At 58.0% G+C, this 26,858-nt stretch carries 19 protein-coding genes; 18 read left to right on the forward strand and 1 reads right to left on the reverse strand.

The window, feature by feature from the left end:
• Window positions 1–519: 519 nt before the first annotated feature.
• The 11 genes from QQJ86_RS17795 (at window position 520) to QQJ86_RS17845 (ending at window position 15,556) form a co-directional block, all read left to right on the forward strand.
• On the forward strand, window positions 520–2,640 hold the full coding sequence (locus tag QQJ86_RS17795) for a M13 family metallopeptidase (RefSeq protein ID WP_284322313.1): 2,121 nt from the start codon (window positions 520–522) through the stop codon (window positions 2,638–2,640).
• 228 nt (window positions 2,641–2,868) lie between these two features.
• Entirely contained in the window at window positions 2,869–3,711 is an 843-nt protein-coding gene (locus QQJ86_RS17800; protein ID WP_284322314.1) for a substrate-binding periplasmic protein, read from the forward strand.
• A gap of 363 nt (window positions 3,712–4,074) precedes the next feature.
• The gene (locus QQJ86_RS17805) at window positions 4,075–6,246 is read left to right on the forward strand and encodes a TonB-dependent receptor (RefSeq protein WP_284322315.1); all 2,172 of its coding nucleotides are present in this window, start codon (window positions 4,075–4,077) and stop codon (window positions 6,244–6,246) included.
• A gap of 83 nt (window positions 6,247–6,329) precedes the next feature.
• Entirely contained in the window at window positions 6,330–7,016 is a 687-nt protein-coding gene (locus tag QQJ86_RS17810; RefSeq protein ID WP_284322316.1) for a Fe2+-dependent dioxygenase, read from the forward strand.
• A gap of 303 nt (window positions 7,017–7,319) precedes the next feature.
• Complete coding sequence (locus QQJ86_RS17815; RefSeq protein ID WP_284322317.1) at window positions 7,320–8,093, forward strand: hypothetical protein; 774 nt, start codon at window positions 7,320–7,322, stop codon at window positions 8,091–8,093.
• A 418-nt stretch (window positions 8,094–8,511) separates the two neighbouring features.
• A complete protein-coding gene (locus tag QQJ86_RS17820; protein WP_284322318.1) occupies window positions 8,512–9,093 on the forward strand; it encodes a GspH/FimT family pseudopilin in 582 nt (193 codons plus the stop codon).
• An 8-nt stretch (window positions 9,094–9,101) separates the two neighbouring features.
• Entirely contained in the window at window positions 9,102–9,608 is a 507-nt protein-coding gene (gene pilV, locus QQJ86_RS17825) for a type IV pilus modification protein PilV (RefSeq protein ID WP_284322319.1), read from the forward strand.
• The gene (locus QQJ86_RS17830) at window positions 9,605–10,684 is read left to right on the forward strand and encodes a PilW family protein (protein WP_284322320.1); all 1,080 of its coding nucleotides are present in this window, start codon (window positions 9,605–9,607) and stop codon (window positions 10,682–10,684) included. Before pilV (QQJ86_RS17825) ends, QQJ86_RS17830 begins: the two co-directional genes overlap by 4 nt.
• A complete protein-coding gene (locus QQJ86_RS17835; RefSeq protein WP_284322321.1) occupies window positions 10,681–11,220 on the forward strand; it encodes a pilus assembly PilX family protein in 540 nt (179 codons plus the stop codon). Before QQJ86_RS17830 ends, QQJ86_RS17835 begins: the two co-directional genes overlap by 4 nt.
• 17 nt (window positions 11,221–11,237) lie before the next feature.
• Window positions 11,238–14,999 carry a pilus assembly protein gene (locus QQJ86_RS17840; RefSeq protein ID WP_284322322.1) on the forward strand — a complete coding sequence of 1,254 codons (3,762 nt, stop codon included), beginning with the start codon at window positions 11,238–11,240 and terminating at the stop codon, window positions 14,997–14,999.
• 131 nt (window positions 15,000–15,130) lie between these two features.
• The gene (locus QQJ86_RS17845) at window positions 15,131–15,556 is read left to right on the forward strand and encodes a type IV pilin protein (protein WP_423372820.1); all 426 of its coding nucleotides are present in this window, start codon (window positions 15,131–15,133) and stop codon (window positions 15,554–15,556) included.
• A gap of 33 nt (window positions 15,557–15,589) precedes the next feature.
• On the opposite strand, the gene QQJ86_RS17850 is transcribed toward QQJ86_RS17845, so the two are convergent.
• On the reverse strand, window positions 15,590–16,210 hold the full coding sequence (locus QQJ86_RS17850; protein WP_345782831.1) for a PilC/PilY family type IV pilus protein: 621 nt from the start codon (window positions 16,208–16,210) through the stop codon (window positions 15,590–15,592).
• Window positions 16,211–16,546: 336 nt separating this feature from the next.
• On the opposite strand from QQJ86_RS17850, the gene QQJ86_RS17855 reads away from it, so the two are divergent.
• The 7 genes from QQJ86_RS17855 (at window position 16,547) to rapA (ending at window position 26,804) form a co-directional block, all read left to right on the forward strand.
• The gene (locus QQJ86_RS17855) at window positions 16,547–17,164 is read left to right on the forward strand and encodes a GspH/FimT family pseudopilin (protein WP_284322323.1); all 618 of its coding nucleotides are present in this window, start codon (window positions 16,547–16,549) and stop codon (window positions 17,162–17,164) included.
• Window positions 17,161–17,703, forward strand: coding sequence for a type IV pilus modification protein PilV (pilV, locus tag QQJ86_RS17860; RefSeq protein WP_284322324.1), 543 nt, complete (start codon window positions 17,161–17,163; stop codon window positions 17,701–17,703). The genes QQJ86_RS17855 and pilV (QQJ86_RS17860) overlap by 4 nt, the downstream gene beginning before the upstream one ends.
• 3 nt (window positions 17,704–17,706) lie before the next feature.
• Window positions 17,707–18,456, forward strand: a complete 750-nt coding sequence (locus tag QQJ86_RS17865; protein ID WP_284322325.1) for a PilW family protein — start codon at window positions 17,707–17,709, stop codon at window positions 18,454–18,456.
• 31 nt (window positions 18,457–18,487) lie between these two features.
• Window positions 18,488–19,066: a pilus assembly PilX family protein gene (locus QQJ86_RS17870; RefSeq protein WP_284322326.1), complete on the forward strand. Its 579-nt coding sequence runs from the start codon at window positions 18,488–18,490 to the stop codon at window positions 19,064–19,066.
• A 17-nt stretch (window positions 19,067–19,083) separates the two neighbouring features.
• A complete protein-coding gene (locus QQJ86_RS17875) occupies window positions 19,084–23,319 on the forward strand; it encodes a pilus assembly protein (RefSeq protein ID WP_284322327.1) in 4,236 nt (1,411 codons plus the stop codon).
• Window positions 23,320–23,336: 17 nt separating this feature from the next.
• Window positions 23,337–23,831, forward strand: a complete 495-nt coding sequence (locus tag QQJ86_RS17880) for a type IV pilin protein (protein ID WP_284322328.1) — start codon at window positions 23,337–23,339, stop codon at window positions 23,829–23,831.
• A gap of 132 nt (window positions 23,832–23,963) precedes the next feature.
• Entirely contained in the window at window positions 23,964–26,804 is a 2,841-nt protein-coding gene (gene rapA, locus QQJ86_RS17885; RefSeq protein WP_284322329.1) for an RNA polymerase-associated protein RapA, read from the forward strand.
• Window positions 26,805–26,858 lie beyond the last annotated feature (54 nt).

Below are 26,858 nucleotides of genomic sequence, written 5' to 3' on the forward strand. Positions count from 1 at the left end.
GCAACGCCAACAAACCGCGATCGCTCTCGTAAGAGACGCCAGACAGGCGCCCATGAAAGCCTGAGGCTGAGAAACGTTCGATGCGCTCAGGTCCCCTCGTTACCACGGCGATCTGCAGGGATCAGCGCCCATAAGCGAGAGCGGTGTGAGACTGCTTTCCCTTGAGCTGCACTCATGTCGCTGACCATCGGCAACTCTATCGAAGTTGCAGTTAAGTGCCCGTAACACCGCGAAAAATCTCAGGCTTGCCTTGCTTGTCGCAGGTTGGGGTGCAAACCCCAACATGGCGATGCATGGGTATCTCCGTGTTGGGGTTTGCACCCCAACCTGCAATCGCGGCATTGCCGCACAAACGGCAAAACCCGAGCCCTACCCCACCCCTGACCTTTGACACTTTGCCCACCATGACTTACGGCCTAGCGTGGAAGGTCATGGCTGCGAAATCACCACGCCCGTGACCGGCCAGCATGAATGGGAACGCCTGCGGGCAATTCATCGACATCTTTCAGAGGGATATTCATGACCTACAAGCATTTGAAGCCGCTGCTGCTCGCCGCGAGCGTCACCTTTGCCCTGGCCGCGTGCGGCAAACAGGAACAAGCGCCCGCGCCAGCACCGGCCTCCACTGCGCCGGCCCCGGCATCCACAGCCGCCAGCGTCGCCAAGCCCGTCAACGTCTTCGACGTCGCTGAGCTGGATAGCGGCATTAATGCCTGCCAGGACTTCAACGGCTTCGTAAATGCCAAATGGATCGGCGCCAACCCGATTCCGCAGGACCGCACCCGTTGGGGCGCGTTCGACGCGCTGGCCGAGCAGAGCCTCAACACCCAGCACGACATCGTCGAAGCCGCCGCCAAGAATGTCGCGCAGGCCAAGCCAGGCTCGATCGAGCAGAAGATCGGCTCCCTGTACCAGGCCGGCATGGACCAGGACACGATCAACAAGCTCGGTTACGACCCGATCAAGCCGCAGCTCGATCAGATCGCCGCACTGAAGACGCCGACCGACGTTGCCAAGTACATCACCGACCGCTTCGCCGACGGCGACAGCCAGGTGTTCGACTTCGGCTCCGGCGCCGACTTCAAGGATGCCAAGATCCAGATCGGCTTTGCCAACCAATCGGGCCTCGGTCTGCCCACGCGCGACTACTATTCCGACAAGAAGTACGCCGATATCCGCGAAGCCTACAAGGGCTACATTGCCAAGTCGCTGGAACTGACCGGCGTTTCCGAGGCCGATGCCAAGAAGCAGGCCGATGAGGTGCTGGCGTTCGAGACCAAGCTGGCGCAGGCCTCGCTCTCGCCCACGGAAATGCGCGACCTGGACAACCAATATCACTTCGTGAGCGTGGCCGATGCGGACAAGATCACCCCGCACTTCAAGTGGGACGACTTCTTCAAAGCCCAAGGCGTGACCATCGACAAGGGCTTCTCGCTGTCGCAGCCGAAGTTCTTCGCCGAGTTCGACAAGCTGCTGGCCACCGCGCCGATCTCACAATGGCAGTCTTACCTGCGCTTCCATGCCATCAGCAGCGCTTCGCCCTATCTGAGCACGGCCTTCCAGGACAACCGCTTCGATTTCTACGGCAAGACGCTTTCCGGCCAGCCGGAGCAGAAGCCGCTGTGGAAGCGCGTGCTCGGCGCCGTGAACGGTTCGATGGGCGAAGCACTGGGTCAGCTGTATGTGGCCAAGGAATTCACGCCGGAAGCCAAACAGCGCGCACAGGAATTGGTGACCAACGTGCGCGGGGCGCTGAAGGATCGCATCCAGCATCTGGATTGGATGAGCGACACCACCAAGCAGAAGGCGGTGGAGAAATGGGAAAAGTTCCTGCCCAAGATCGGCTATCCGGACCACTGGCGTAGCTGGGATGGCCTGGACATCAAGCAGGGCGACTACTACGACAGCCTGCAAGCTGCCGCCAAGTTCAACTATCAGTGGGACATCGGCCACATCGGCAAGCCCACCGATCGCACCGAATGGGGCATGACGCCGCAAACGGTGAACGCGTACTACGATCCCAGCACCAACACGATCAACTTCCCGGCCGCGATCCTGCAGCCGCCGTTCTTCTATGCCAACGGCGACGACGCGATCAACTACGGCGGCATCGGTGCAGTGATCGGCCACGAAGCCAGCCATGGTTTCGACGACCAGGGCGCGCAGTTCGACGGCGACGGCAACAAGGCCGACTGGTGGACGGCGCAGGACAAGTCGCAGTTCAAGGCCCGCACGGGCAAACTGGTCGACCAGTTCAGCGGCTATGCACCGCTCAAGGACAAGCCGGATCTGCACGTGAACGGCCAGCTGACGCTGGGCGAAAACATCGCCGACCTCGGTGGCCTGAACGTGGCCTACGACGCGCTGCAGGAAGCGCTGAAGAAGAACGCCACCGAGTCGCAGCAGAAGATCGACGGCTACACACAGGATCAGCGCTACTTCCTGAGCTGGGCACGCGTGTGGCGCAACAATACGCGTGAAAAGCAGGCAGAGCTGTATCTCAACATCGATCCGCATGCCCCCGCTTCGCTGCGCGCCATTGGTGCGCCGTCGAACATGACGGCCTTCGCCCAAGCGTTCCAGTGCAAGACTGGCGATGCGATGGTTCGCGATGGCGACAAGCAGGTCAAGATCTGGTAAGCCGCACGATCCCTGGGATCGAAACCGAAAGCCCCGTACGCGAGTGCGGGGCTTTTTTTCAACCTCGCGTTTTAACTGCGCTAACCCAACCTACGATTCATGTGAAGGCATCATCACGCAGCAAACACACGACAAAGCGTGACGCATCATGCTTGCGTTCCATCGCTTACCGCTCAATTATCAAGCCACTATTTGGTCATCATCCCAAGCCACCATTGCGAGGACGTCATGAACTCACTCGGTGTAGTACGGCGGTTGATGTTGCTGATTGTTGTTGCAGGTCTTTTCCAAATCCCCAATGCAGCCCTGGCTTCGACCACGAACGATTCGACCAGCTCATCGGAAGGCAGCCTGGCTGTTATTCAAAAGAACGGTGTTTTGAAAGTCGGTGTAGCCGTCAACGCACCCTGGGTCTTTCGCGATAGCAACGGCCAGTGGAGCGGCCTGGAAATTGACCTGCTCCGGCAACTTGCACAGGACATGGGATGGAAGCTCGATCTCGTTCCCGCATCGTGGCAAAACAGTATCGAGGATTTGCGCGCACACCATTTCGACATGCTGGCTTCCGGCCTGAGCATTACGCCGCAACGTGCGCTCCTGCTGAAATTCAGCCGTCCGTACGGCGACTACGCACTCGGCATGGTGGTGAATCGACAAACCATCGGCATGGATGATGCAACCAAACTGCAAAGCGGCAGCTCGCACACCATCGGCGTGTTGTCCGGCACAGTGACCGCGGCGACTACCAAGGAATACTTTGGACAAAGCAAAGTGGTCGAGATCCACGACGAAATCCAAGCCATCAAGGATGTGCGCGCCGGCAAACTCGATGGATTCATGGCCGAAGAACCGGTACCCACCGCGTTGGCAAAAACCTATCCGGATCAGCTACGCACGCTTGAAGTACAAACCTATGGCAGAACCGCACACGGATTCGCCGTACGCCGCAACGACGGTGATTTGCTCGATGTGATCAATGCGTGGCTGACCTATCAGCAGGCATCGGGCTGGCTTCGCTCGCGCGAGGATTTCTGGATCCATCATCCGGATTGGGTGCAGTTGACGCAGTAAGGAAATCACTGCGCCTACCTTCACCGAAACTTTTGAAGAAACCTCAGCGTCGTCCCGGCGAAGGCCGGGGCCCTGCGACTTTGCCTTGCAATCGCTAGACGCAAGGCACCTACGTTTCTCGCCGCCCTCAAACTCGGGATGCTGATCCACGTCCATGACCCAGCGAGAAAGCTGGGATTGGCCTCCCACGCTACGAATCGCTTCACAACGATGTCGCAACATGTAAGAATAAGAACCGTTCTCATTCGTAAAGAACGTTTCAGGGGCAGCAAGCAGGATTGAGCTGACCGCAGATCACTGCGTCGGGCTCAGGCAGCCAGCCATCCCAAATTCTGGCCCTTCCACTTGCCGACATCGTTGCCCATGCCTACCCCATTCCGTGCTTCGTCCCTGCAAACCGCCCTGCTCCTTGCCCTGACTCTGCCAGCCGCCGCAAATGCACAAGGCGTCTCCCCTCCCAGCGACAGCTCCGACGCGCAGACCAAACCGAAAACGCTCACCTCAGTCCACGTCACCGGCAGCGTGCTCGGCAACGACTACACCGCCGACACGTCCACCGTCGGTGCAAAAGTACCGACCTCGCTGCGCGACATTCCGCAGACCGTCGTGGTGGTGAACCGCGATCTGCTCGACGCGCAAGGCGCCACCTCCTTGCAGGATGCCCTGCGCAACGTACCCGGCATCACCATCGGCGCGGCAGAAGGTGGACAGATCGGCAACAACATCAACCTGCGCGGCTTCACCGCACGCACGGATATCTACCTGGATGGCTTCCGCGATCCTGGTCAGTACTATCGCGACGTATTCGATCTTGACGCGGTCGAAGTGCTGAAGGGCCCCTCCTCCATGCTGTTCGGCCGCGGCTCGACTGGCGGCGTGATCAACCAGGTGACCAAAGAGCCGGAACTGAAATCGTTCGGCACCGTGAGTGCCACAGTGGGTACTAGCGATCGCTATCGCCTGACAGGCGACATCAACCAGCCACTGTCCGATACCTCCGCCGCACGATTGAATATCTACGGCCAGGACATGCATTCCACACGAGACGTGTTGAACAACCGCGATGCAGGCCTTGCGCCGTCACTGCGCTTCGGCATCGGCACGCCAACGCAGATCACGTTGTCGGCCTTGCTTCAACGCAATCACGACATGCCCGATTACGGCCTGCCACCGATCAACGGTCGCCCCGCGCATGTGAATGAGAAAAACTGGTACGGCCTTACCGATGACCGCACCATCCAAAGCGTCAACGCATTCAATGCGCGCCTGGAGCACACGTTCTCGGACAACGTCAATTTGCGCACGCAACTGCAGTACAGCCAATACCGAACCGATGCACGCGAAACCGCGGCCAACTCCATCGTGACCTCGACTGGCGTGACACTCAATCGAACACTGGGCAACCCCACCAACCTCCCGCTGCAGGATCTGTACGCGCAGCTCGCCAGCCACGATCGCGTCATCCACGACAAACTGCTGGACAGCCAGACCGACCTGGTCACCAAGTTCGACACGGGAAGCTGGCAGCATACGCTGATCACTGGCGTAGAACTGGCGCGAGAAACCTACAATAACCAGACATACACGCGTAACGGCCTACCGCTTATTTCATTACTCGATCCTGTATACGAAGCAACGCCCGCCAACGTGCAAACCACCGTGGGCAACTATGCGCAATCGGTCGGCAAGACGGCAGCCATCTACGCCAACGACTCCATCAAGTTCAACGATCAATGGATGGTTGTTGCCGGTGTGCGGCGCGATCGCTTCGATGCACACATCAGTAACACCATCTCAGCGCCGGCGTATGCACAACAAACGGCGTCCTTCACCAGCGTGCGCGGTGGCGTGATCTACCAGCCGAGTGAAAAACAGTCGTACTACGTGTCGTACGGCACCTCGTTCAATCCGGTGCTTGAGCAGCTCACGCTCACCAACGGCACACAGAACCTCGCTCCGTCGAAAAATCGATCCTACGAAATCGGTAGCAAATGGAACCTGCTGGACGACATGTTGGCGATCAACGCGGCACTGTATCGCCTGGAACAAACCAACGCACGCACGCAAACCTCATCCGGCGAATACACGCTGGACGGCAACATCCGCGTACGCGGTGCCGAGCTTGGCGCGGTGGGGCACATCACCAAGCACTGGCAAATCTTCTCCGGCTACAGCTACATGGACGGCAAGATCGTGAAAGCGAGTGATGGCACGCAAGGCAACGTACCCGCCAACACGCCACGCCACACCCTCTCCACGTGGAGCACGTATACCTTTGCCGAACATTGGGAGGCCGGCGGCGGTCCCACCTATATGTCGCAGCGCTATGCAGCGAATACCGACAAAACGAGCGTGGGCGGCTATACGCGCTGGGATGCAATGGTGGCCTACCATCAACCCAGCTACGACATCCGGCTCAACCTGTTGAACCTTGCCAACAAGCGCTATTTCGATGCGGTGATTCCATCGGATGGCGGGCGTGCCGTGCCGGGGATTGGGCGTACGGCGTTGGCGACGTTTACGTATAAGTTCTGACTACTCCCTCTCCCCTGCGGGGAGAGGGTTGGGGTGAGGGGCCACACTCGCCATAACCGCCACATCGCGAAGGCTCTTTCACCATGCTTACCCATATCCCCAACCTGCTTACCACCGACCAACTCGCACACTTCCGTAAACGCCTCGATGCGACAGACGCCCCTTGGGTAGACGGCCGCGTCACCGCAGGCCATCAAGGCATCCACGTCAAACAAAACCAGCAAATCGCCGAGGGCTCGCCGCTGGCAATCGAACTCGGTCACGTCGTGCTCGCCGCGCTGGAACGCAACCCACTCTTCATCAGCGCCGCCCTGCCCAACCGCATCTACCCACCCATGTTCAACCGCTATGAAAGCGGCATGCACTTCGGCAACCACGTCGACGGCTCCATCCGCCTGCTACCCGGCACCGGCGATAAAATCCGCACCGACCTCTCCGCCACACTCTTCCTCGCACCACCCGAAAGCTACGACGGCGGCGAACTACTGATCGAAGACACCTACGGCACCCAAACCGTGAAACTCCCTGCCGGCGACATGATTCTCTATCCCGCCAGCAGTCTGCATCGCGTTAACCCTGTTACACGCGGAGCACGATTAGCTTGTTTCTTCTGGGTACAAAGCATGGTGCGCGACGATGGTCAGCGCACCATGTTGTTTGATCTTGATAACGCTATCCAACGACTCACTGCGACGAATGCCGATGAAGCCGCGCGCATACGGCTTGCCGGCTGTTATCACAACCTGTTGAGAATGTGGTCAGGCTTGTAAGCCAGAGGCGCCGAAACGCGGCGCCTGATTGACGTTGCTCGGAATTTCGGACACTTCAAAACTGGAGCAGAGCCACCCGCGGGCTGAAGGCGACCACAGATTTCCCCAATCGAGCATGCGCCATGGAGCAAAGGCCAACCAAAACACAATACACACTTGAACTAAGTCACGCTGCAAAAGGTTCGCTGCCGCATGCTGTCCCAAAGAGTTGTCCCAATAGCCCATCTCGGTTGAGATACCGCCGCCGGAACCATGAAGCGCGGTTCCGTCTTTTTCGTATCCATCGAAACAGGGGTATTGCTCATGTCATCCATCCAGCCAAGCAAGCTTCTTGCAAGCGCACTGATCGTCGCTTTAACGTCACTCGGTGCCACAACAACTGTCACCGCCAGCGCAGTCGCACCACCGCCAACCACAACCCCGCCGCCGACCGCTTGTTCGTTCTCCAGTACCGTCATCTCCAACTTCAACGGCACGCCAATCGCCGCCGAGAACACGATCTGGTTCAACAGCGTGATGAAGCTGCAGAACGCGCCCAGCACTTCGCATGCGGTGAACATCTATGTGACGAACGCCACTGTCACTTTCCAAGACAATAGCGGCAACACCTACACCGTAGCCGTGCCGAATGCACAGGTGACCTTTGATCCCAACGCTACGACCGCTACCACGAGCTTCGACGCCAATACCAATACATGGGTTACCGATACACCCTATGGCACGGCCGGCAATACCTTCCTCGATGCCGTAGCACTGACACTGGCGAACAGCCTGCCCGGTGGCATCAAACCGGTGACCTGGGACGGCCAGATCAGTTCAGATACCGCCGGCGTGACGATCAATTGGCAGTGGGCCGCAGCGGTCTACACCAACTTCAGCAGTAACTACGCTCTGCTGGACGTCAAACCTACCGATGACACAAAAGCCAGCTCGTATCAGAACTCCGATCACGCCGGTACACCTGAGACCTACAAGCCTTACGTGATTGGTGGTGCCCGCGGCGGTGGCGGCTCCAATTGGACGGGTTCCTACAGCGGCACAATGAGCCAGACCTGCCAGGCAGACGCCAACTCTTGACGCATCCTTCCTTGACCGCCCTTCTTTCATGCGTGGAAGAAGGGCTACCAAGTCAACGTTGTTACCGCCCTCGTGTTTCACACGACCCATTTCTGTCACTTATGCAGGTGCCCTCAGCAGTCATGAGGCCCGCGCCACATTTGTTGATGCCTTTCACGCTTCAACTGACAAGCGGCAGGTTTTATCCGACCAACGGCCGCGAGTGTCAGTCTTTACGTACATTAGAATTATCCGACCGCCAGACATTTATTGATGCGACGCCACTTGTCGCATAGGCGGCGGTTGGCTGGGGAAAATTGCAAGTTTCAGGTAATCACAGTCGCCAGGTGCTCTAGCGTCGCTGCACCTTTGCGTAACCAAAACGATCCGTAACAAAGTCCAGCGCAATCATCGGCTGGAACACATCAGGGGGAAGTCGATGAATCGGGTGCAGCAACCGCGCCGATGCAGCAAAGGGTTCACCGTGCTGGAGTTGATGATCACCCTTTCGGTGGCCATCATTCTCCTCGCCATCGCCATACCCAACTTGCGTGCGTTCGTCCTCAACAGCCGGCGCGACAGCGCCGTCGATGGACTGGTAGCGTCGCTTAACTATGCGCGCACGCAGGCCATCGATCTGGACCAGTCCACATTTTTATGCGCTGGCACAGGTGGTGTCGGCACCGTAGGCGGCGCATGCGCTAGCGGCGGTAGCTGGGCAACCGGCTGGCAACTTATTGCTATACCGCAGGGCTCCACTACAGCGCAGGTGCTCGCCACGCATTCGCTCACATCCTCAAACACGATTCCCGACGTCAAGGCCGTGGGCGGCAACGTGTATTTTCAATTTAAAGGCAATGGCACCGTCACCATGGCCACTGGCTCGTCCGAAGTGATCACCGTTTGCGATTCTCGTGGTACGAGCCTGGCGCGTGGAGTGGTCATCAACGCCGCCGGATTTATCCAATCTTCCTCCACTCCCGGCAAAACACCGTCTGGAGCAACCATCACTTCATGCTAGGTGCATCCATGAAGACGATACGCAAGCAACGCGGCTTTACGATGATGGAGGTGCTCGTTTCCGTGCTCATCGTTTCGTTCGGCATGCTTGGCATTGCTGCAACACTCTTTACTGCCAATCGCAGCGCGACATCCAGCTACGTTCGCCAGCAGGCTGTGCAGGATGCCTATGACATTCTGGATCGCATGCGCGCCAATCATACTGTTGCGGCCGTAGCCGGGGGTTCGTATACCACTTCATCTGTGCCGAGCAGCGCGCCATCGCCCAATTGCTCCACTTCCACGTGCACCGGAACCCAAATGGCGGCATACGACGTATGGCAATGGGAAACGAATGTCAGTACGAACCTACCGCAAGGTGTGGGCTCCGTAACCATCGCGGCAGGTAGCACCAACACTTATACCGTTACGGTGTCGGTGACATGGAGCGATCAGGCCGGCAGCAGTGCCTTTACGCCACAGGGAGCAACGGCATCCAACACCACCCAGACCTACACGGTTGTCAGTGCACTATGAGATACGGCACTCCAAGTTATCGCATGGCGGGCTTTGGCCTACTCGAACTCATGATTGCGATGGGCCTTGGCTTGATCGTTACAGCCGGCTTGCTGGTGATTTTTCTTGCCGAAAGTCAGGTCTACAACAATTCCTCATCGCAGTCGCTGATGCAGGACGCAGACAACGCGATCTCAGCGACCATCACGCCCGTTGCACGCAGCGCAGGATTTCTCGGCTGCGGCGTACTCAACGCGAATACCCTGAATAATCTCGGCACAGCGCCATCGTCGTTAACGTTCAACACCAGCAGTGCCGTGCAGGGTTACACCGGCACCATTTCCAGCAGTTTTTCGTTTACCGATAACGCAGCCAACGTCACCGCTACAAGCGACTGGAGTCCAGCTCTGGATAGTTCCATCGTAAACATGGGTGGTGCTGAGCAAGGTAGCGATATCGTCGTGCTGTTGGGCGCTACGCCCAATGTGTACGCCGCGGGGTTACCCGGCGGCGTGGTCGGCAGCCCCTTTGCCGTGAACGATACCTCAGAGTTGACCGGCAGTGGCCCTTGGCCCGTAGCTGTATCGGACTGCAAATCCAGCACGATCTTTCTGGCTAGTTCTGCTGGCAGCGGCAAACTTTCATATACCGCGGGACCGAACGGCACTCCTCAATACATCACGGGAGCGCAACTGGTTTCTCTGCAGCAGACGATGTTCTACATAGGTAAAGACAACGGCGGGCAGAGCACGTTGTATGAGGCGATCATGACCATTCCCAGTGGCGGCAACCTATCCGGCGCAGCATGGACACCCACCGCCATGGTGCCTGGCGTTACCGCGATGAAAGTGTTGTATGGCGTCGGCAGTAACGGGCAGTCCACACAGTATGTTGACGCCAGCCTGGTCAGCAGCTGGGCGAGTGTCGTATCGGTCAAGCTGGGCTTCCTGGTCGAAGGGGAAGCTGGCTCTGCGCCACTGCCATCCTCTGCGCAGTCATACCCGCTGTTAAATAGCACTATCAAGGTAGCGCCCGACACGCGTATGCGCCACGTTTTCACCATGACGATCAACACGCGGAACACCACGCTATTATGAATACTCGTCATCGTCCCAGTCAGCGTCGACAAAAAGGCATTGTTCTGCCGGTCGTGCTAATCATGCTGTTGGTCATGACCATCTCCTCGGTCGTGATCGTGGAGCAGATCAGCTCGCAAACACGCATGGCCACCAATACGCAGGTTCAGCAAATTACCCTGCAGGCTGCCGAAACGGCCCTGAGAACGGTTTCCAACCGACTGTTCACCGGCGCGATTTCATCCGCGACGTCTACCTATGTCGCGGACGCCAACGGGTATTACTTTTACTCCCCATCTTCTTACAGCTCGAGCACTCCTCTCCCCTGGAATAGCACGACTGCATGGAGCACTGCGCAATCCGACACAACGGCATGCGGCTCACTTTCTTCGCAGGTGATATCGTCCTGTAAATACATGATCGAGATGTTGCCGCAGATCACTTCGCCTGTCCTGGGCAGGTGCAACGTTTTCCGTATTACCGTGCAGGTTGCCGGGCCAAGCAATCACGGCCAGGTCATGCTGCAAACGATCTACCTGCTGCCAATACTCGCCTAACTGCATCGGTATATTCCATGAGCACCTTCAAGCGCTCCATCTCCCGTCTGTTCGGTCGCACTGGCAGTACTGCTGGCGCGGTGTTGCTAGTCGGCATGTTGAATGCACCGGCTCCGGTGTGGGCCGCCACGCCGCCCCAGCTTTCGATTTCTCAAACGCCAATCATCGTCACCCAGCCGGTGCATCCGCAGGTTTTGATTGCGATCGGCAATTCAGAATCGATGGACGGAGATTTGTCAGGCGCCATCATGACCGGGTCGGGGGCGCTGAGCAGCAGCTATACGTCGCTGCAGAGCTCCAGCTCCCCCGTGAACTACTCGATACCCAGCGGCTTCAATCCATCACAATTGGGCGTTGGCGGAAGCAGCTGCTCGGCGCCGGCCGTTTCTTCCACCTCGTCATATCCATATACCTATACCTGCAGCAACACGGAATACGACGTCAGCGCCAGCCGTTTGAATGTGGCCAAGCAATCGATCTACCAAATCCTTAATCAGTATTTCTACAGTACCGATTTCGGCTTGATGGATTACGCCGAGAACAGCCCATCGCTTTATCAGACCTGGGTGTATTACATGTCCGACAGCTCGAATGGCTTTACCTTTTCGAGCACGAACACGTCGCCACCAACAGGCGACCGTTATATTGCGAATCCCTGTTACAACTACTCCAACGCCAGCTCTCAGGTAAAGAGTGATTGCGGCAGCATTGCGAGCGGAAGTTGGTCGAACGTCAACCAACAATACCTATTGATCGGCGCATCCAGTGACGATGCCAGCATCAACGACGTGCTGTATGCATCCGGTAGGACGTCTGTATCGATTTCATACGGTGGTCCCAACCCATCCAATCCGTATACGCACTACGGTATATCGGATTACGAAAAAGGAGGTATCACCACATCGTATAGCAACTCAACACCCAACTTCGTCACTACCACCTCTCCCACGAACGCAGGTTACATCCCGTTTTCACCGCAGGTGATGTATGCCATGCGCGGTTTCGGTTACGGAGCAACGGACTCCCAAACGGGCGGCAGCGGACAGATCGTTGCCACAGACAGTAGCGGGAATAACATCGTCAGCGCCGGTCAGAGTCCGACCACCACCAGCGTAAGCACGGCTCTTGGTTATTTCACGAGCGCATTGAATGCCGAAACCAACAGCACCAGCACGAAGGAAATCAAAGCGCTGGCCGGGCAATCACCGTTGGCGGGCCTGATGAAGAGTGCGCTGAGCACCTTGAAGAACGTAACGGCCCCCTCTTACGACTGCACGCAGCCACATAAGTACGTCATCCTGATTACCGATGGTTTGCCTACTGAGGATTTGAGCGGCAATTTCTGGCCGCCGCTCGGGAGCGCCTCGGCCACCGGATATGGAGTGACGGCTTCCTTCAACAGTAACGGCTCGCTCAATACCAATTACACACCTCCCTCAGGCAAAGTCAACGACCAGGCTTTGATCGACACGGTCAACCAGATCACTGCACTGAACAACGCCGGCATACTCACCTATGTCGTCGGCATGGGCGCCGGTGCCGATCCCAGCAACAGTTCGAACAGTTCGGCGGTTCAAGCACTGGCGGCGATGGCTATTGCCGGCGGCACGTCATCCGTGAGCACAAACGGCTACCTTCCGGCCACCAGTCCACAGGCGCTAGTCAGCGACTTGGCGTCGATCTTGAACGACATCGCTTCGCGCAACAACTCCATCAGCGAGGTTGCAGCCAACTCGACTTCGCTTTCGACCAACACCCTTTTCTACCAGGCCTCTTTCAATCCAGGTAGCGCAACTACCGATGCGTGGACGGGTGATCTGGATGCCTACTCGGCGTCTGGCGGAACCATCGATACCTCCCTTGCGACCTGGGATGCGCAAAGCCTGCTCGACAGCCAAAGCACTCGATATATTGCGACATGGGATCCCTACCATGTACCCACCGGCGGCACCACCGTCACGCCTGCCGGTGTCGCTTTCCAATGGACGAGCCTTTCAACCAACCTGCAGACCGTCCTCAACTCCACTGACAGCCTTGGGCAACAGCGCCTCGGCTGGTTGCGCGGCAGCAATACCTATTACCAGTCCAATGGTGGAACGCTCCGCACCCGACAGCATGTGCTGGGCGATATCATCGATAGTGCACCCTATTACGTCGGTCCGCCTAGCGACTATTTCCCTGATGCCTCATATCAAACGTTCGTGACCAATAACGCCAGCCGCACGCCCATGATTTATGTAGGCGCCAATGACGGCATGCTGCATGGCTTCAACGCAAGCACCGGCAGCGAACAGATGGCGTTCGTTCCCTATGGCGTGTTCGCAAACCTGCCTCTGCTTACGAGCCCCAGCTATCTTTACAACCATCACTTCTTTGTAGACGGTACTCCCTATGCGGACGATGTGATGTTGAGCGATGGGAATTGGCACACCTTGCTAGTGGGAGGCGAGAACGCCGGTGGCAACAGCATCTATGCCATTGACGTGACCAATCCTTCCAACTTCTCTTCGGATAGCAACGTAGCGAGCGCCGTGAAGTGGGAATACACGGACTCTGGCATGGGCTACAGCTACAGCTCGCCGACCATCGTTCGCTCCAATGCGGTAACAGTCACGGACGCAACTAGCGGAGCGACCGTGCAGGGCTTCGCTGTGCTGTTCGGCAACGGCTACAACAGCCCAAGCGGCCAACCGATCTTTTATGCAGTGAACGCATCCACCGGCGCCCTGCTAGCAAAGATCAACCTCTGCACCGCAACCGGTGTACCCACTACTGCATGTAGCAGCAGTGCAGCAAACGGCCTGTCCAGCATTACCGCGGTCAATTCCAGCGGTGTTTCCGGCATTCCACAAGACATGGCCTATGCCGGCGATCTGCAGGGGAATGTGTGGGCCATCAACATGAGCAATAGCACGCCTTCGAGCTGGACTGTAAAGTTGCTGTTCCAAGCGCGTGATGGTTCGGGCAATGCACAGCCGATCACCTCCGCGCCGACGGTCGCGCCCAATCCGAACTTCCCTTCCTTGAACGGGCAGACCTATCTTGGTTCCATGGTGTATTTCGGTACTGGCTTGTTTCTGCAAACGAGCGATTTGACCAGTACCAATACCCAGAGCTTCTACGGTGTGTGGGACAACAGCAGCGATCTGTCGAACTATGCAAGTCCACCGACGCTGCCCTATACGCGCTCGAATCTGGAAGCACAAACGCTTTCGACAGGAACGTATACGTCTTCCTCCGGCACAACGACGCAGGTTGTTTATTCGACGAATAATCCCGTCAACCTGACCTACGCATCGGAGACGATCAACAACTCTTCGGGTACGGCCGTTACTTACCCGTCCGTCGAAGGCTGGTATTTCGACCTGTCGCCACTGGCCAGCGCCACCGGTGCTCCCGCCCCGCGTGTCTTCACCAACTCGGAACTGCTGTATGGCGGCATCTTGTTCACGGTCAACATACCGCCCTATTCGACGTCGACATCATGCGGTCTGCCGCTGTCCTATCTGATGTATGTCAACTACGCCACGGGTGGCCCGTTCTCCAGGCCAGCCCTGAGTTACAGCAGCACTATTACAAGCAGTTCGTCCTACCAGTCTTCGAGTGGTGCGTACGCAACCGGTGTGGCCATCAATAATGGCTACTCCTCGGCGTCGATCAGCCTGGGTAACAGCCTAGGCTCGACCGGCAATTACCAAGGCTGCGGTTACCAGCATGTTTGCACTACGTATACCCCAATCGGCCCAGGCACCCGCGCCAGCTGGTGGCAAATCAAGTGAGACCGATCATGCATCAACAACTACCAGGCCAATCACCCACTATGACGGTCGAAACGTCATCCCTTCCCGGCGCCGCCTCGGCATGTAGCAATCCAAGCCTGGCATGTCCGCGATCGACACGTGGATTCTCGATGATCGAATTGATGATCGTTGTGGCAATCGTGGCGATATTGAGTGCCATTGCAATCGCCTCATACTCGAAGTACATCCAGACCAGCCGGCGCACGGATGCTTATTCTGCTTTGTCGCAGGACCAAGGCATCATGGAGCGCTGCTATCAGCAGACGTACAACTATTCCTATGCCTATAACGGCAACTCGGGCAATACCAGCGGCGTAAATTGCACGCAGATTGCAACGACCTCACAGAATAGTTACTACACCCTTGCTGCGGCAGCAGGGCCGGCTGGTACTTCCACCAGCTCATACGTAATCACTGCAACCGCCGTGGGCGCGCAGGCAAAAGATACCGCCTGCGCAACACTCACCGTCGACAATACCAACAAGAAGGGCTGGACACCCACGACTACAGCAGCCGGTACTTGCTGGCAGAATTAATCTGTTTCTCGAAGGACTTATGCTGCAGCCAGTCTATTGGCGGATAGTTAGCGCCCGCTTTAGTTCCAATGGCGCACGATGTTCACCCCGGTCAACGCTGGATAACGAGTTCCAGTTGGCCACGTCCCAATCCCAGATGCCATAGAAGGTCTGAGTGCCGGTGGTGTTGTGCGTATCGCCCGACGTGGCCGTCTGCGGGATTTTCTGGCCGGTGCCGAAATACAGCATGGCTCGGGTCACGCCATTGGTCTGGATCGCGGCGGCGACGATCGCTGTGGTGATCGGCTGCAGGTTGCCGGAAGAATCCTTGGCTACGAACAGCGGTGTTGATGTCCTGTTGCCGAAGGTGGATGCCGCCCAATTGCTGGCGCTACTGCTGGTCACATCGAAGCGCCAGACATTGCCCTGCAGGTCGCCTGCGTAGAGGTAGTCCGCAATGTTGTCACCATCCAGATCCACCGAGGTGACGTAAGCGATGCCGCTGGCCCTGGTGGACGAACCCACCCCGGTATCCAGGAGCTGGAACCTCACCGCTGGCGTACTCGTGGTCGCGTTCCAGCTCACCAAGCCGATATAGATGCCAGCACTCGTCCCGCTGCCCAGGCCGTTGCCGAAGATGATCGCCCACTGGCCGTTGTGCATGCGCGTGATGATGGGCGAAGCCGCGCGAGTAAGGCTTACCGGCGTGCATCACACACCCGCTAAGGATGTGGTCAGAAGTGAGATCTCATGCGGTCACGCTGACTCCTTAACGCCCCCGCCCCTGTCTTTTTTACGGCACGCCAACATTTCGTCGATAAGCGTCGCTTTTCCTCCGACCAGCGGTCGTTCAATTCAGTAAACCCCTACAACATAATGGTTTCGAAGCTTATTGCTTCGGCCCATTGCGACAAATTCCGCAATATGGACCGCTGAATAGGCCGGGGGAGCTATGGGGAGCCGGACATCGTCCGGTACATACAGCTATCCAATGCGGTACGGGGGCGGTCCATGAGCACGATGCGCACGCATCGCAGACCGGCAGCAGGGTTCACGGTGGTTGAGTTGATGGTGGTAGTCGCCATCATCGCTGTCCTCCTTGTATTTGGCGTTCCCTCTTATAAGGCTGTCACCACCCAGAACCGGATGGCTGGCGAGATCAACGATCTGGCTAGCGACATCGCATTGGCGCGTTCTGCGGCCATCAAACAGGGCTTGACCGTGACCATCTGCCCGTCGGCCAACCCTAATGCCACACCTGCAGCCGCTGCCCCCTCCTGCAGCAACAGCACCGAGTGGAACACCGGGTGGATCGTCTTCATCGATGTCGCCGGCAATCAGACCTTCGGCAACGCCAACGGTGACACGCTATTGCGCGTGCATGGCCCTTTCAGTGGCAGCGATACGCTGGTGTCTACCGCGACTCCAGGAACGCTGACTTACATCGCCTTCAATCGCATGGGTGGCACAAACAGCTTCGGTACCGCGGCCAATTTTGGCAACACCGGCACGCTGACTTTGCACGATGCCACCAACAATACCACCTGGCGCCGCTGCGCGATCATCTCCGAAGCAGGCACCATCACCGTGGATTCCGAACAGAACAATACTCAGGCGAGTTGCCCATGATCAATCTTGCCTCTCAACGGATGCGTGGCTTCACTTTGCTAGAAGTGATGGTTGCGCTGGTGATTCTCTCTATCGGACTGATTGGCTTGGCTGCCATGCAGGCTTCAGCGCTATCCAGTACTCACGGTTCACAACTCGAATCAATGGTGGCGATCCAAGCACGCAGCCTAGCCGAGGCCATGAGCGCCAACCCCGATTACTGGGCGAACAACTCGCCGACTTTCACCATTACCAGTTCAACCAGCAGCCCAACTACTCCCGTCTATGGCACCAACACACCAGCCGCTCCGACGGGAGGCTGCATCAACACCGTTTGCTCGCCCGCCAACATGGCGGGCTACGACGTGCAGCAATGGGCCACACAGTTGTTGCAACAAGTCCCCGGCGCCAGCGCCACCATTACCTGCACAGCAAGCGCCCCGGTAGGTTGCAAAATCGCGATCCAATGGACAGAGAAGTCGGTAGCGGCCCTCAACAGCGGCACCGCCAACGCGGCAACTACGACAACCATGAACTACACGCTGGTCAACCAGATCTGAGCCATGACTATGCATCGCCATAACCAGCGCGGCCTCAGTCTTATTTCGCTGATGATCGCATTGCTCATCGGCAGCTTCCTGCTCGCCGGCTTGTTCACCGTGTGGTTTCAAACTCGCACGACCTTCAAAACGCAAAACCAGTTGGCGCAAGTGCAGGACAACCAGCGCATGGCGCTGATCATCCTGGGTAACGCGATACAAACGGCCGGCTATTACCCGGTATCGGCTAACTATGGTGGCAGCCCACCTACTCCGCTCTATACACAGAGCAACGTTTTCACCGTGCTCTCTCCATTTACCGTAGCGGGGCAGACGATTTACGGCACGCACCCATCCACGGGCAACGATACGCTGGAAGTGCGCTTCATGGCTGATACGACCCAGGGCAACACGCTCGACTGCTTGGGTCAGAGTGACACCGCCAAGACACTTGTTACCAACCTCTTCCAGATAGATGGCAACAACAATCTTACCTGCTCGGTGAATGGTCAGGCGGCACAGAAGATCGTGCCTAATGTTCAGTCCTTCGTGGTGTACTACGGCGTCTCCACCACGCAAGACAGCTCCGTCAGCGAATACCTCACTGCCGATCAGGTGACAGCCGGCACGCTGTGGGCCTCTGTGCAATCGGTCAATCTGCAGCTCAAGTTTACCAATCCGTTGTATGGCCAGTCGGGCGTACCCGGCCAAAGCAACTCACCAACGTTACCGCAAGTTACCCGAATCGTTTCGTTGACGCAGACGGCGCAGTAATCGCCGCGCCATGATGCACAAGAGAAGTCTCATGCATAGCAACCCTAAAATCAGCTTCCACAAAGAAGGTGGCTACGTCTTGATCGCGAGTTTGCTGATGCTACTCGTGATGACAGTGCTAGCTGTCAGCATGTACCACAACTTCACCATTCAGGAAAACGTCGCTTCGAACACCAAGGAGAAAGGGCGCTCCTTCCAGCTCGCGCAAAGCACGCTGCAGTACGCCGAATACGTGCTAGTGCATAACTCAGCGAGCCTGCCTTCATCGGTCAGTTGTACGTCAGGCACGGTGTTTACTGCGCTTACGATCTGTTCGAACTCCTACAGCATCACAAACCCCACCACGGCAACTGGTGTCATGTCGCTGGCCGCTTATCAGGCGTATACCAGCATGCAACCGGCCATCACGGTATCGACGACGAGCAGCACCGACACGTATTACGCCAATCCGCAGTACTACTTCCAATATCTGGGTGGCGCACCGAATGGTGCCGGCCAAATCTATCAGGTCACCGCCCTGAGCTACGGCAGCACACCCAGCGCTGTAGCAGTAGTGCAGAGCACGTATGAGTTGTCGACCAACACTAGATGCCTGTCATGCGGACCATAAATACAGGGTCGAATCACATGAAAACCACTCGAATATTTGCGAGCTGGCTCGCGCTTATTGGTCTCGCCGCATGGCTGCCTACGGCCTATGCGCAAACTTCCACCAACATCGTGCAGGACAACTTTACTGGCACATCAGCCAGCCTGAATTGGCTTCACTCCAATGGTGCCTGCCTGACCGCCGGCAACGGCACCGGTAGCGTTCCCGCTTGTAAAGGGCTCGCCTACTACGGCAACCAAACCCAAGCCGGCCTGACCAATAACGTCGACGCTCCAGGCAGTGGCGCACTGCGCCTAACCAACGGTTGCGCCGGTGGCTCCAGCGGTACGTGCTATCCCAGCCAGAACGGCGCGATCATTTCGAGCACACCATTTTCATCGAGCCAGGGTATCCAAGTCACCTTCACCACCTATACCTACAGCGGGAACCGTGGTGGTGGTGCAGGTGATGGTGCGGATGGCATCGGCTTCTATCTGCTAGATGCCTCCAAGGTCCCATCTACCAGCAGCAATGGCACGACCACTTACGCCCCTCAAATTGGCGCATTCGGCGGCAGCCTTGGTTACAGTTGTTCGAATGTCAACAACCCCTACGACGGGATGGTGGGGGCATATATCGGCCTGGGCATGGACGAGTACGGCAACTATCTCAACGGTTCCGTGACCAACCTCAGCTATACCTATAACGGTGACAACACAGCATCTGGTCAGCAGGCAACGAACAGCAACGGCGGCAATGGCGTGCAGTATCAGCCAGGACGCATTGGTTTGCGTGGCTGGGGCAACGTCAACCTCACAACACTGCAGACGTACAACCCACAGGCCAGCGAAGCGGATGTGCAAGCCACCTGTTTGAATGGAGGCACTTACCAGTACACCAATGCCTATAACACCTATACGTATACCTACTCCTACCTGGCCAATAGCGCTTACACCACCCTGGTTACCACAACTGACGCCTATACCGCCGCGAGTGGCAAGAACAAAGACCAAAAAACTTGCAATAGCGATCAGCCAGCACCCACTTCAACGGGCGGGGCGGGCCCATTGACTGGAAGTCAGACCCTACTTCCGGCAGGAACGCCGCTGTATCAGCAAAACCAATCGGTATCGAGCGTGACGTCGACTCCGACACCAGGTACCTATACCGATCCGAAAACTGGGACTGTCTGCGATATTTCACAGACCGTAACGACCACAACCTATAGCTACACGGCCGCGGGTTCAACGGTAGGCCCGAGTACGCAAGCTCTCAACGATGGCTACACCGGCACTGGAACCCCGTTCGTACAAATTGGCGGCGCTTATTACCCCGTCGCAATCACAACAACATCAACGACAACCAATAGCGGCATAGCCAGCATCCCCGACTACCCCGCCATTCCCAACGCATACATCAATCTGCCCAGCAATACGCCGATTGCAAACGAAAGCGCATTGACACGCACTACCGCCACACCTATCGCGTACAAGCTGCAAATCACTCAGACGGGCCTGCTAAGCCTGTGGTACAGCTACAACGGCGGCAACTACGTGCCCGTGCTGACCGCACAGGATATTTCTTCATCCAATGGCGCCATGCCGGCGAATTTCCTGTTTGGCTTCGGCGGCTCCACTGGCGGCAGCCAAAACGTTCACGAGATCACCTGCTTCCAAGCCACGCCAGCGAACGTGTCGGCCAGCTCGGCCGGCATCAACACACAGCAGACCGGCGAAGTGCAAACCGGTACGCAGGTGTACTTGGCGTACTACCATCCCAACAATTGGTGGGGTGAGCTGGACTCGCAAAATCTGGTCTACAACGCAACCACCGGCACGGTATCGATTTCAAGTTCTGCGAACTGGGATGCTTCGTGTGTTCTCACCGGTGGCAACTGTACGGCAACCGGTCAAACCAGCTTGACTGCACAGGGCTCTGGCAGTCGCAACATGGTTACCTGGACTGGCGGCCCGAACGACAATGCCAGCAGTGCGGGCGCGGCGCCCTTTAGTTGGAGCCGCCTGACCACGAACGAGCAAAAGTGGCTGGGCTCTAATGACAGTGGCGTCACGAACGCCAGTCAGGTGGCGCAGGACCGCGTTGTCTATCTGGGCGGCGATCGCACCAACGAAGTGAGCCAGTCGGGGTCGTCGGTGAAGAATGCCGCGGGCTCGTACGACAATTTCCGCGCACGTACCAGCGTACTGGGCGACATCATCGATTCCAGCCCCACTTGGGTGGGACCGCCTTTGTCGCCTTATCCGAATACGTGGTCAGATCTGCTTTACCCCACGCAAACGATGGCTGAGAACGCTACGGGCACCACCACTTATGGGACGTTCGCCAGCAACGAAGCCAAGCGCTTGAACGTGGTCTACGTGGGCGCGAATGACGGCTTCATGCATGGTTTCGAATCGGGTTACTACAACGCCGACGGCACTTACGCATGCGCATCAGCCAACGCTAATGGCATCGATAACCTTTGCGCCGATGGCACCGCGAACGACGGCAAGGAAGTGCTTGCTTACATCCCGGGCGCCGTGCTCTCGACGATCCACAATGCTGCCACCTCGACGCTGGATTACTCATCAGTCAATTACGCACATAACTTCTACATGGATGCCACGCCGGGCACCGGTGATCTGTTCTACGGCAATGCCTGGCACACTTGGCTGGTAAGCGGATTGGGCGTCGGCGGCAATGCCATCTTCGCGCTCGACATCACCGATCTTGGCACCTCCACCTTCGGCACCGGTAGCGTTATTGGCGAGTGGAGCACGGCCGTTACAGGCAGCTCGGTCGCTACCACGCTCGTATGTAAGAACGATACAACCAGCAGCGCGTGCGGCAAGTCGCTAGGCCAGACCGTCGGCTCGCCGCAGATCAGGCGTCTACACAACGGAAGCTGGGCGATCATTTTCGGCAACGGCTTCGACAGCGTCACGGGCCATGCCGGCATCTATGTCATGTTGGTTAATAGCAGCGGCGCCATCAGCGCCAGCAGCCAAAGCTCGTCCACCGTCTATTTCCTGGACACCGGGGTGGGCAGTGCGAGCAATCCCAATGGTATTGGCTATGTTTCCGCCGTCGATCTCGATGGCGATCACATTACCGATTACGTCTATGCAGGCGACGCGTACGGCAACATCTGGCGTTTCGATCTGACCAGCAGCAGCCCTTCCAGTTGGGGAGTTTCCAACTACGGCAACAGCTCACCCACGCCGTTGTTCACCACGCCGCCGATCAAGACGGTGTATACCACCACCACGACAACCAGCGGCGGCACCACGACCACTTCCACGTCGTCGCCAACGATCACCGTTCTGTCACCGGTAGCGCCATCGCAACAATCCACCTACGGATACGGCACCACCAGTACGACAAGCGGCAACACCACCACTTATACGGTTATCAGTCCGCAGCCGATTACCACCCAGCTGGTCGTGGTTGCAACGACAGAGCCAAGCTCAAGCTCCAACACGCCTTACGTATTGGTGGAATTCGGCACCGGCTCCATCGAACCGCAATCCGTGACGTCCAGCGCCATTTATTCGGCAGGTCCTCAAACGCTATATGGCATTTGGGACTGGAACCTGGGGGCAGCAGGCACAGCAGGCACGGGCTATGCCGGCTTAACCGTTGGCGGAACCGGCACGCCCACTGCAAGTGCGCCGATTACTCAAAGCACCTTGGAACAACAGACCATAACCAGTACCACGACAGCCACCGGCTCCACGTCCATTCTGGGCTATCGCACGGTCAGCGAGAACACCGTATGCATGCAAGGCTCGACCTGTGCAACGACCGATTCGAACGGCAACCTCGTTAACACGGCCGGCACCATGTTCGGTTGGTATCTGAACCTGCCCGCCTATAACGGCGTGTCCTGGGTAGGCGGCAGTAACCAGACCGAACAGGTTATCTACAGCCCGATTGAATCCGAAGGTGCATTTATAGTGAATACCACGATTCCGGCGAACAACTCACCCCTGAGCTGCACGGTGGTGACAACTGCCGGCTGGACGATGGCTTTGAATCCGGCTACGGGCGGCGGCTTCTCAGCCCAGTCGTTCTTTGCCGATACCACCGGCACTGTAATCAGCGGCTCCATTAGCGGCATCGCACTGAGCGCAGTGGGCAGTCCATCGGTGGTGACAGCGAATGGCCATCCTTATCTGGTCAACCAGACTGTTTCGGGTGTTGGCACTGTCAATCAGATCAATCCTCCCGGCGGACAAAAGGGCCAGCGGTTGACATGGCTGCAACTGCGTTGAGACAAGGTGAAACAGCAATGGCTAAGACACTCGACAAAGCATGCACTCATCATCGCTCAACACGCTCGACGTGGCGTCGCTACGGGGGTTTTACGCTGGTCGAGCTGATGATCGTCGTCGCTATCGTCGCCATTCTGGCGGCGATAGCCTTGCCGCAATATAGAAAGCAAATCCAGAAATCCAATCGCACCACCGCAAAGTCCGCGCTGCTGGATCTGGCCAGGCGGGAAGAAACGTACTACTCCACGAACAACACCTACACGCTCAATTTGGTGAGCCTCGGCTATTCGAGCATCACCAACAACAGCATCCAGGTGCCTAACAGCACGAATCCTTACTACACCATCGCCTTCAGTGCCCCCGCGTCTTCAGGCAGCAGCGCTACTACGTATACGGCCACGGCCACCGCAACGGGCTCGCAAGCAAGTGACAGTTGCGGCAACTATTCGGTGGACTATCTCGGCAATCAGCAAGCCACTGGCACGTCGAGCGGCGGTACCGGTTGCTGGTGATGTCACCTTCTCGTCTGCTTCGGCACCTACCTCCCCATGGATTGAATCTCTTTGGCTGTTCTTCTCGGGCGTAGCCAGCCCCTTCTATTGCGCGGATAATCGACACCCCTCGAAACCACGCAATGCAGGCAGATGTTCACACCCGGTCAACGCTGGATTTCCACCGCCGAACCCGAGCTCGGCCTCGGCACTGTGCTGCGCGTCGAGGGGCGCGGGGTGCAGGTGTTGTTTGCCAAGTCAGGGGTGTTGCGCCCCTATGCGGCGGATTCCGCGCCGCTGGTGCGGGCGGAGTTCCGGGCGGGGCAGCGGGTGGCCGGCAAGGGCATCGCCTTCCTGGTTGAGCGGGTGGAGGAACGCGAGGGGCTGCTGGTCTATCGCGGTGAAGGGCGCGAGTTGCACGAGGGGCAACTGGATGATGAGCAGGCCGTCAGCCAGGCAGATGACCGGCTGATCGGCGGGCGCACGGACCCGGCTCATCACTTCGATCTGCGTCTGGAAAGCCTGGAACGCCGGGCAGCAGCGCGGCGTTCGGCGAGTTGGGGCTTGGGTTCAGCGCGCATTGGGTTGGTGCCGCATCAGTTGCGCGTGGCGGGTATCGCCGCATCGCGCCATCCGCCACGCGTACTGCTCGCCGACGAAGTGGGCCTGGGCAAGACGATCGAAGCGGGCATGATCATCGCCCGCCAGATTGCAGCCGGCAGGGCCACGCGCGTGCTGGTGCTGTTGCCGGATACGCTGGTCTACCAGTGGTTCGTGGAGCTTTTGCGCCGCTTCAACCTCAGCTTTGCGATCTACGATGAAGAGCGCTGCGAGGCGCTTGAGCAGTCCGGCAACGAGGCCAATCCGTTCGAAGACGAGCAGCTGGTCATCGCCGACTTCAGCTTCCTGGAACATAACGGCAAGCGCGCCAGGCAACTATTGGAAACGAACTGGGATCTATTGGTGGTGGACGAAGCCCATCACCTGGCATGGACGCCGGAAAACGCCACCCCGCGCTACACCTTGGTGGAGCAGCTCGCCGCGGCCACGCCTGGTGTAATTCTGCTTACGGCCACACCGGAACAACTGGGACGCAGCGGCCACTTCGCCCGTCTGCGTCTGCTTGATCCGCAGCGCTATCACGATCTGGAGGCGTATCTCGCCGAATCCGAGCGGTTCCAGGCGCTTTCTCGCATGGCCGATAAATTATTGGAACGCAAACCACTCGAAGCCGCCGAACTGGAACAGTTGCAAAAGGCCTTCAATGGCGATGTCGCGCTGCAAGCCTGCCTTGCCGATACCACCAAGCCCGAGCACAGCCGCGAACTGCTCGCAGCGCTGATCGATCGTCATGGCACCGGCCGCTCCATGTTCCGTAATCGCCGCGCCAACATCGGCGGTTTTCCCAAGCGTGTGCCCGCGTGGGAATTGATCGATGCCGAGCGCCTGGACGAAAGCACTCGTCAGGCGTTGCTGGCCGAGTTCCATGCGGATATCCAGCAACCGGTACCCATGCTGGAATTGAATTACGCCAACGATCCGCGCATCGATGCGCTGGTCGCGTTGCTCGAGCGTTACCCGCAGGACAAGTTCCTGCTGATCTGCCGTAGCCAGGCGAAGGTGTTGGCACTGGAAGAAGCACTGCGTACGCGCACTGGCGCAGGCATCGCACGCTTTCACGAAGGTTTGGGCATCGTGCAGCGCGATCGCAACGCGGCGTACTTTGCGCAGCCTGATGGGGCGCGCCTGCTGATCTGCTCGGAGATTGGCTCGGAAGGCCGTAACTTCCAGTTTGCACATCGCCTGGTGTTGTGGGATCTACCGCTTGATCCGGATCTGCTCGAACAACGCATCGGCCGACTCGATCGCATCGGCCAGAAGCACGACATCAGCATTCACATCATCGCCGCGGCAGATAGCGCTCAGCATGTACTGGCGCGCTGGTACCACGAAGGCATCGATGCCTTCCGCACCAGCCCGGCCGATGGCCGCGAATTGCTGCGCCGTTTCGGCGACACACTGGCGCGGCTCGCAGAGGAACACGCAGGCAACGACGACCAACGCGATCAGGAATTGGATGTGCTGCTCGCTGAAACGCGCGCTGCGCACGAGCAGATGGCCGAACTGATCCGTGCAGGCCGCGATCACCTGCTTGAACTCGCCGCAAGCCGCGATATGCATGCGGATGAATTGGCACAAGCCTTCCGCCGTGAAGACAACGACCCGTCGCGCGATGCTTTCTTGCAACGCCTGCTGGAATCCTTCGGCATTCACGTTGAAGAACTCAGCAGCAACGTCTTGCTGCTCGATCCGCAATACCTCTCTACGGATGCCCTGCCCGGCTTTGCCGAGGGCCCCGTTTCCATCACTTTCTCTCGTGATGTAGCGCTCGCGCGCGAGGAGCTTCCGCTGCTGCGTCTGGATCATCCAATGATCGCGAGCGCCGTCGATCTGGCGCTGTCTCACGAACGAGGCAACGCAGCTTTCATGGTGGACGATACGCTACCGTCGCGTAGTGCGTTATTGCAGGCGGTATACGTACTGGAATGCGTGGCCGAACGCAGCCTGGATGCGGAGCGTTTCCTACCCACGCAACCGATCGTGGCTACTATCGACACTAAACTCACGGAACGCGCGAACTTCCAGCCGAGCGATATCGCTGTGCGCAGAGCCGGCGAACGTTCCATCGAAGTGCCGCGTTACCGCAAATTCCTCGCCAAACTGGTGCCACCGATGCTGGAAAAAGCCGAAGCTGCGGCAAGCCTGCGCGCGCAGAGCAGCATTGCCGACGCGGTGAATGAAGCAAGGGACATGCTGGACGCGGAACTGGCGCGTTTGCACGCACTTCGCGCGGTGAATCCTTCGATCAGCGAAACGGAAATTGCTGGTGTCGAAGAGGAACGTGCGGCATTGCTTGAAGCGCTGCCGCAGGCGCGCTTGCGATTGGATGCGGTGCGGTTCGTGGTGAGTCCGGATTTTCTGGCGTTGCGCTGAAGCTTTGCTCCCTCTCCCCTTCGGGGAGAGGGTTGGGGTGAGGGGCCAACGTCG

This window comes from Dyella acidisoli, from assembly GCF_030160295.1.
In the GTDB taxonomy this organism is placed as follows: Bacteria; Pseudomonadota; Gammaproteobacteria; order Xanthomonadales; family Rhodanobacteraceae; genus Dyella_B; species Dyella_B acidisoli.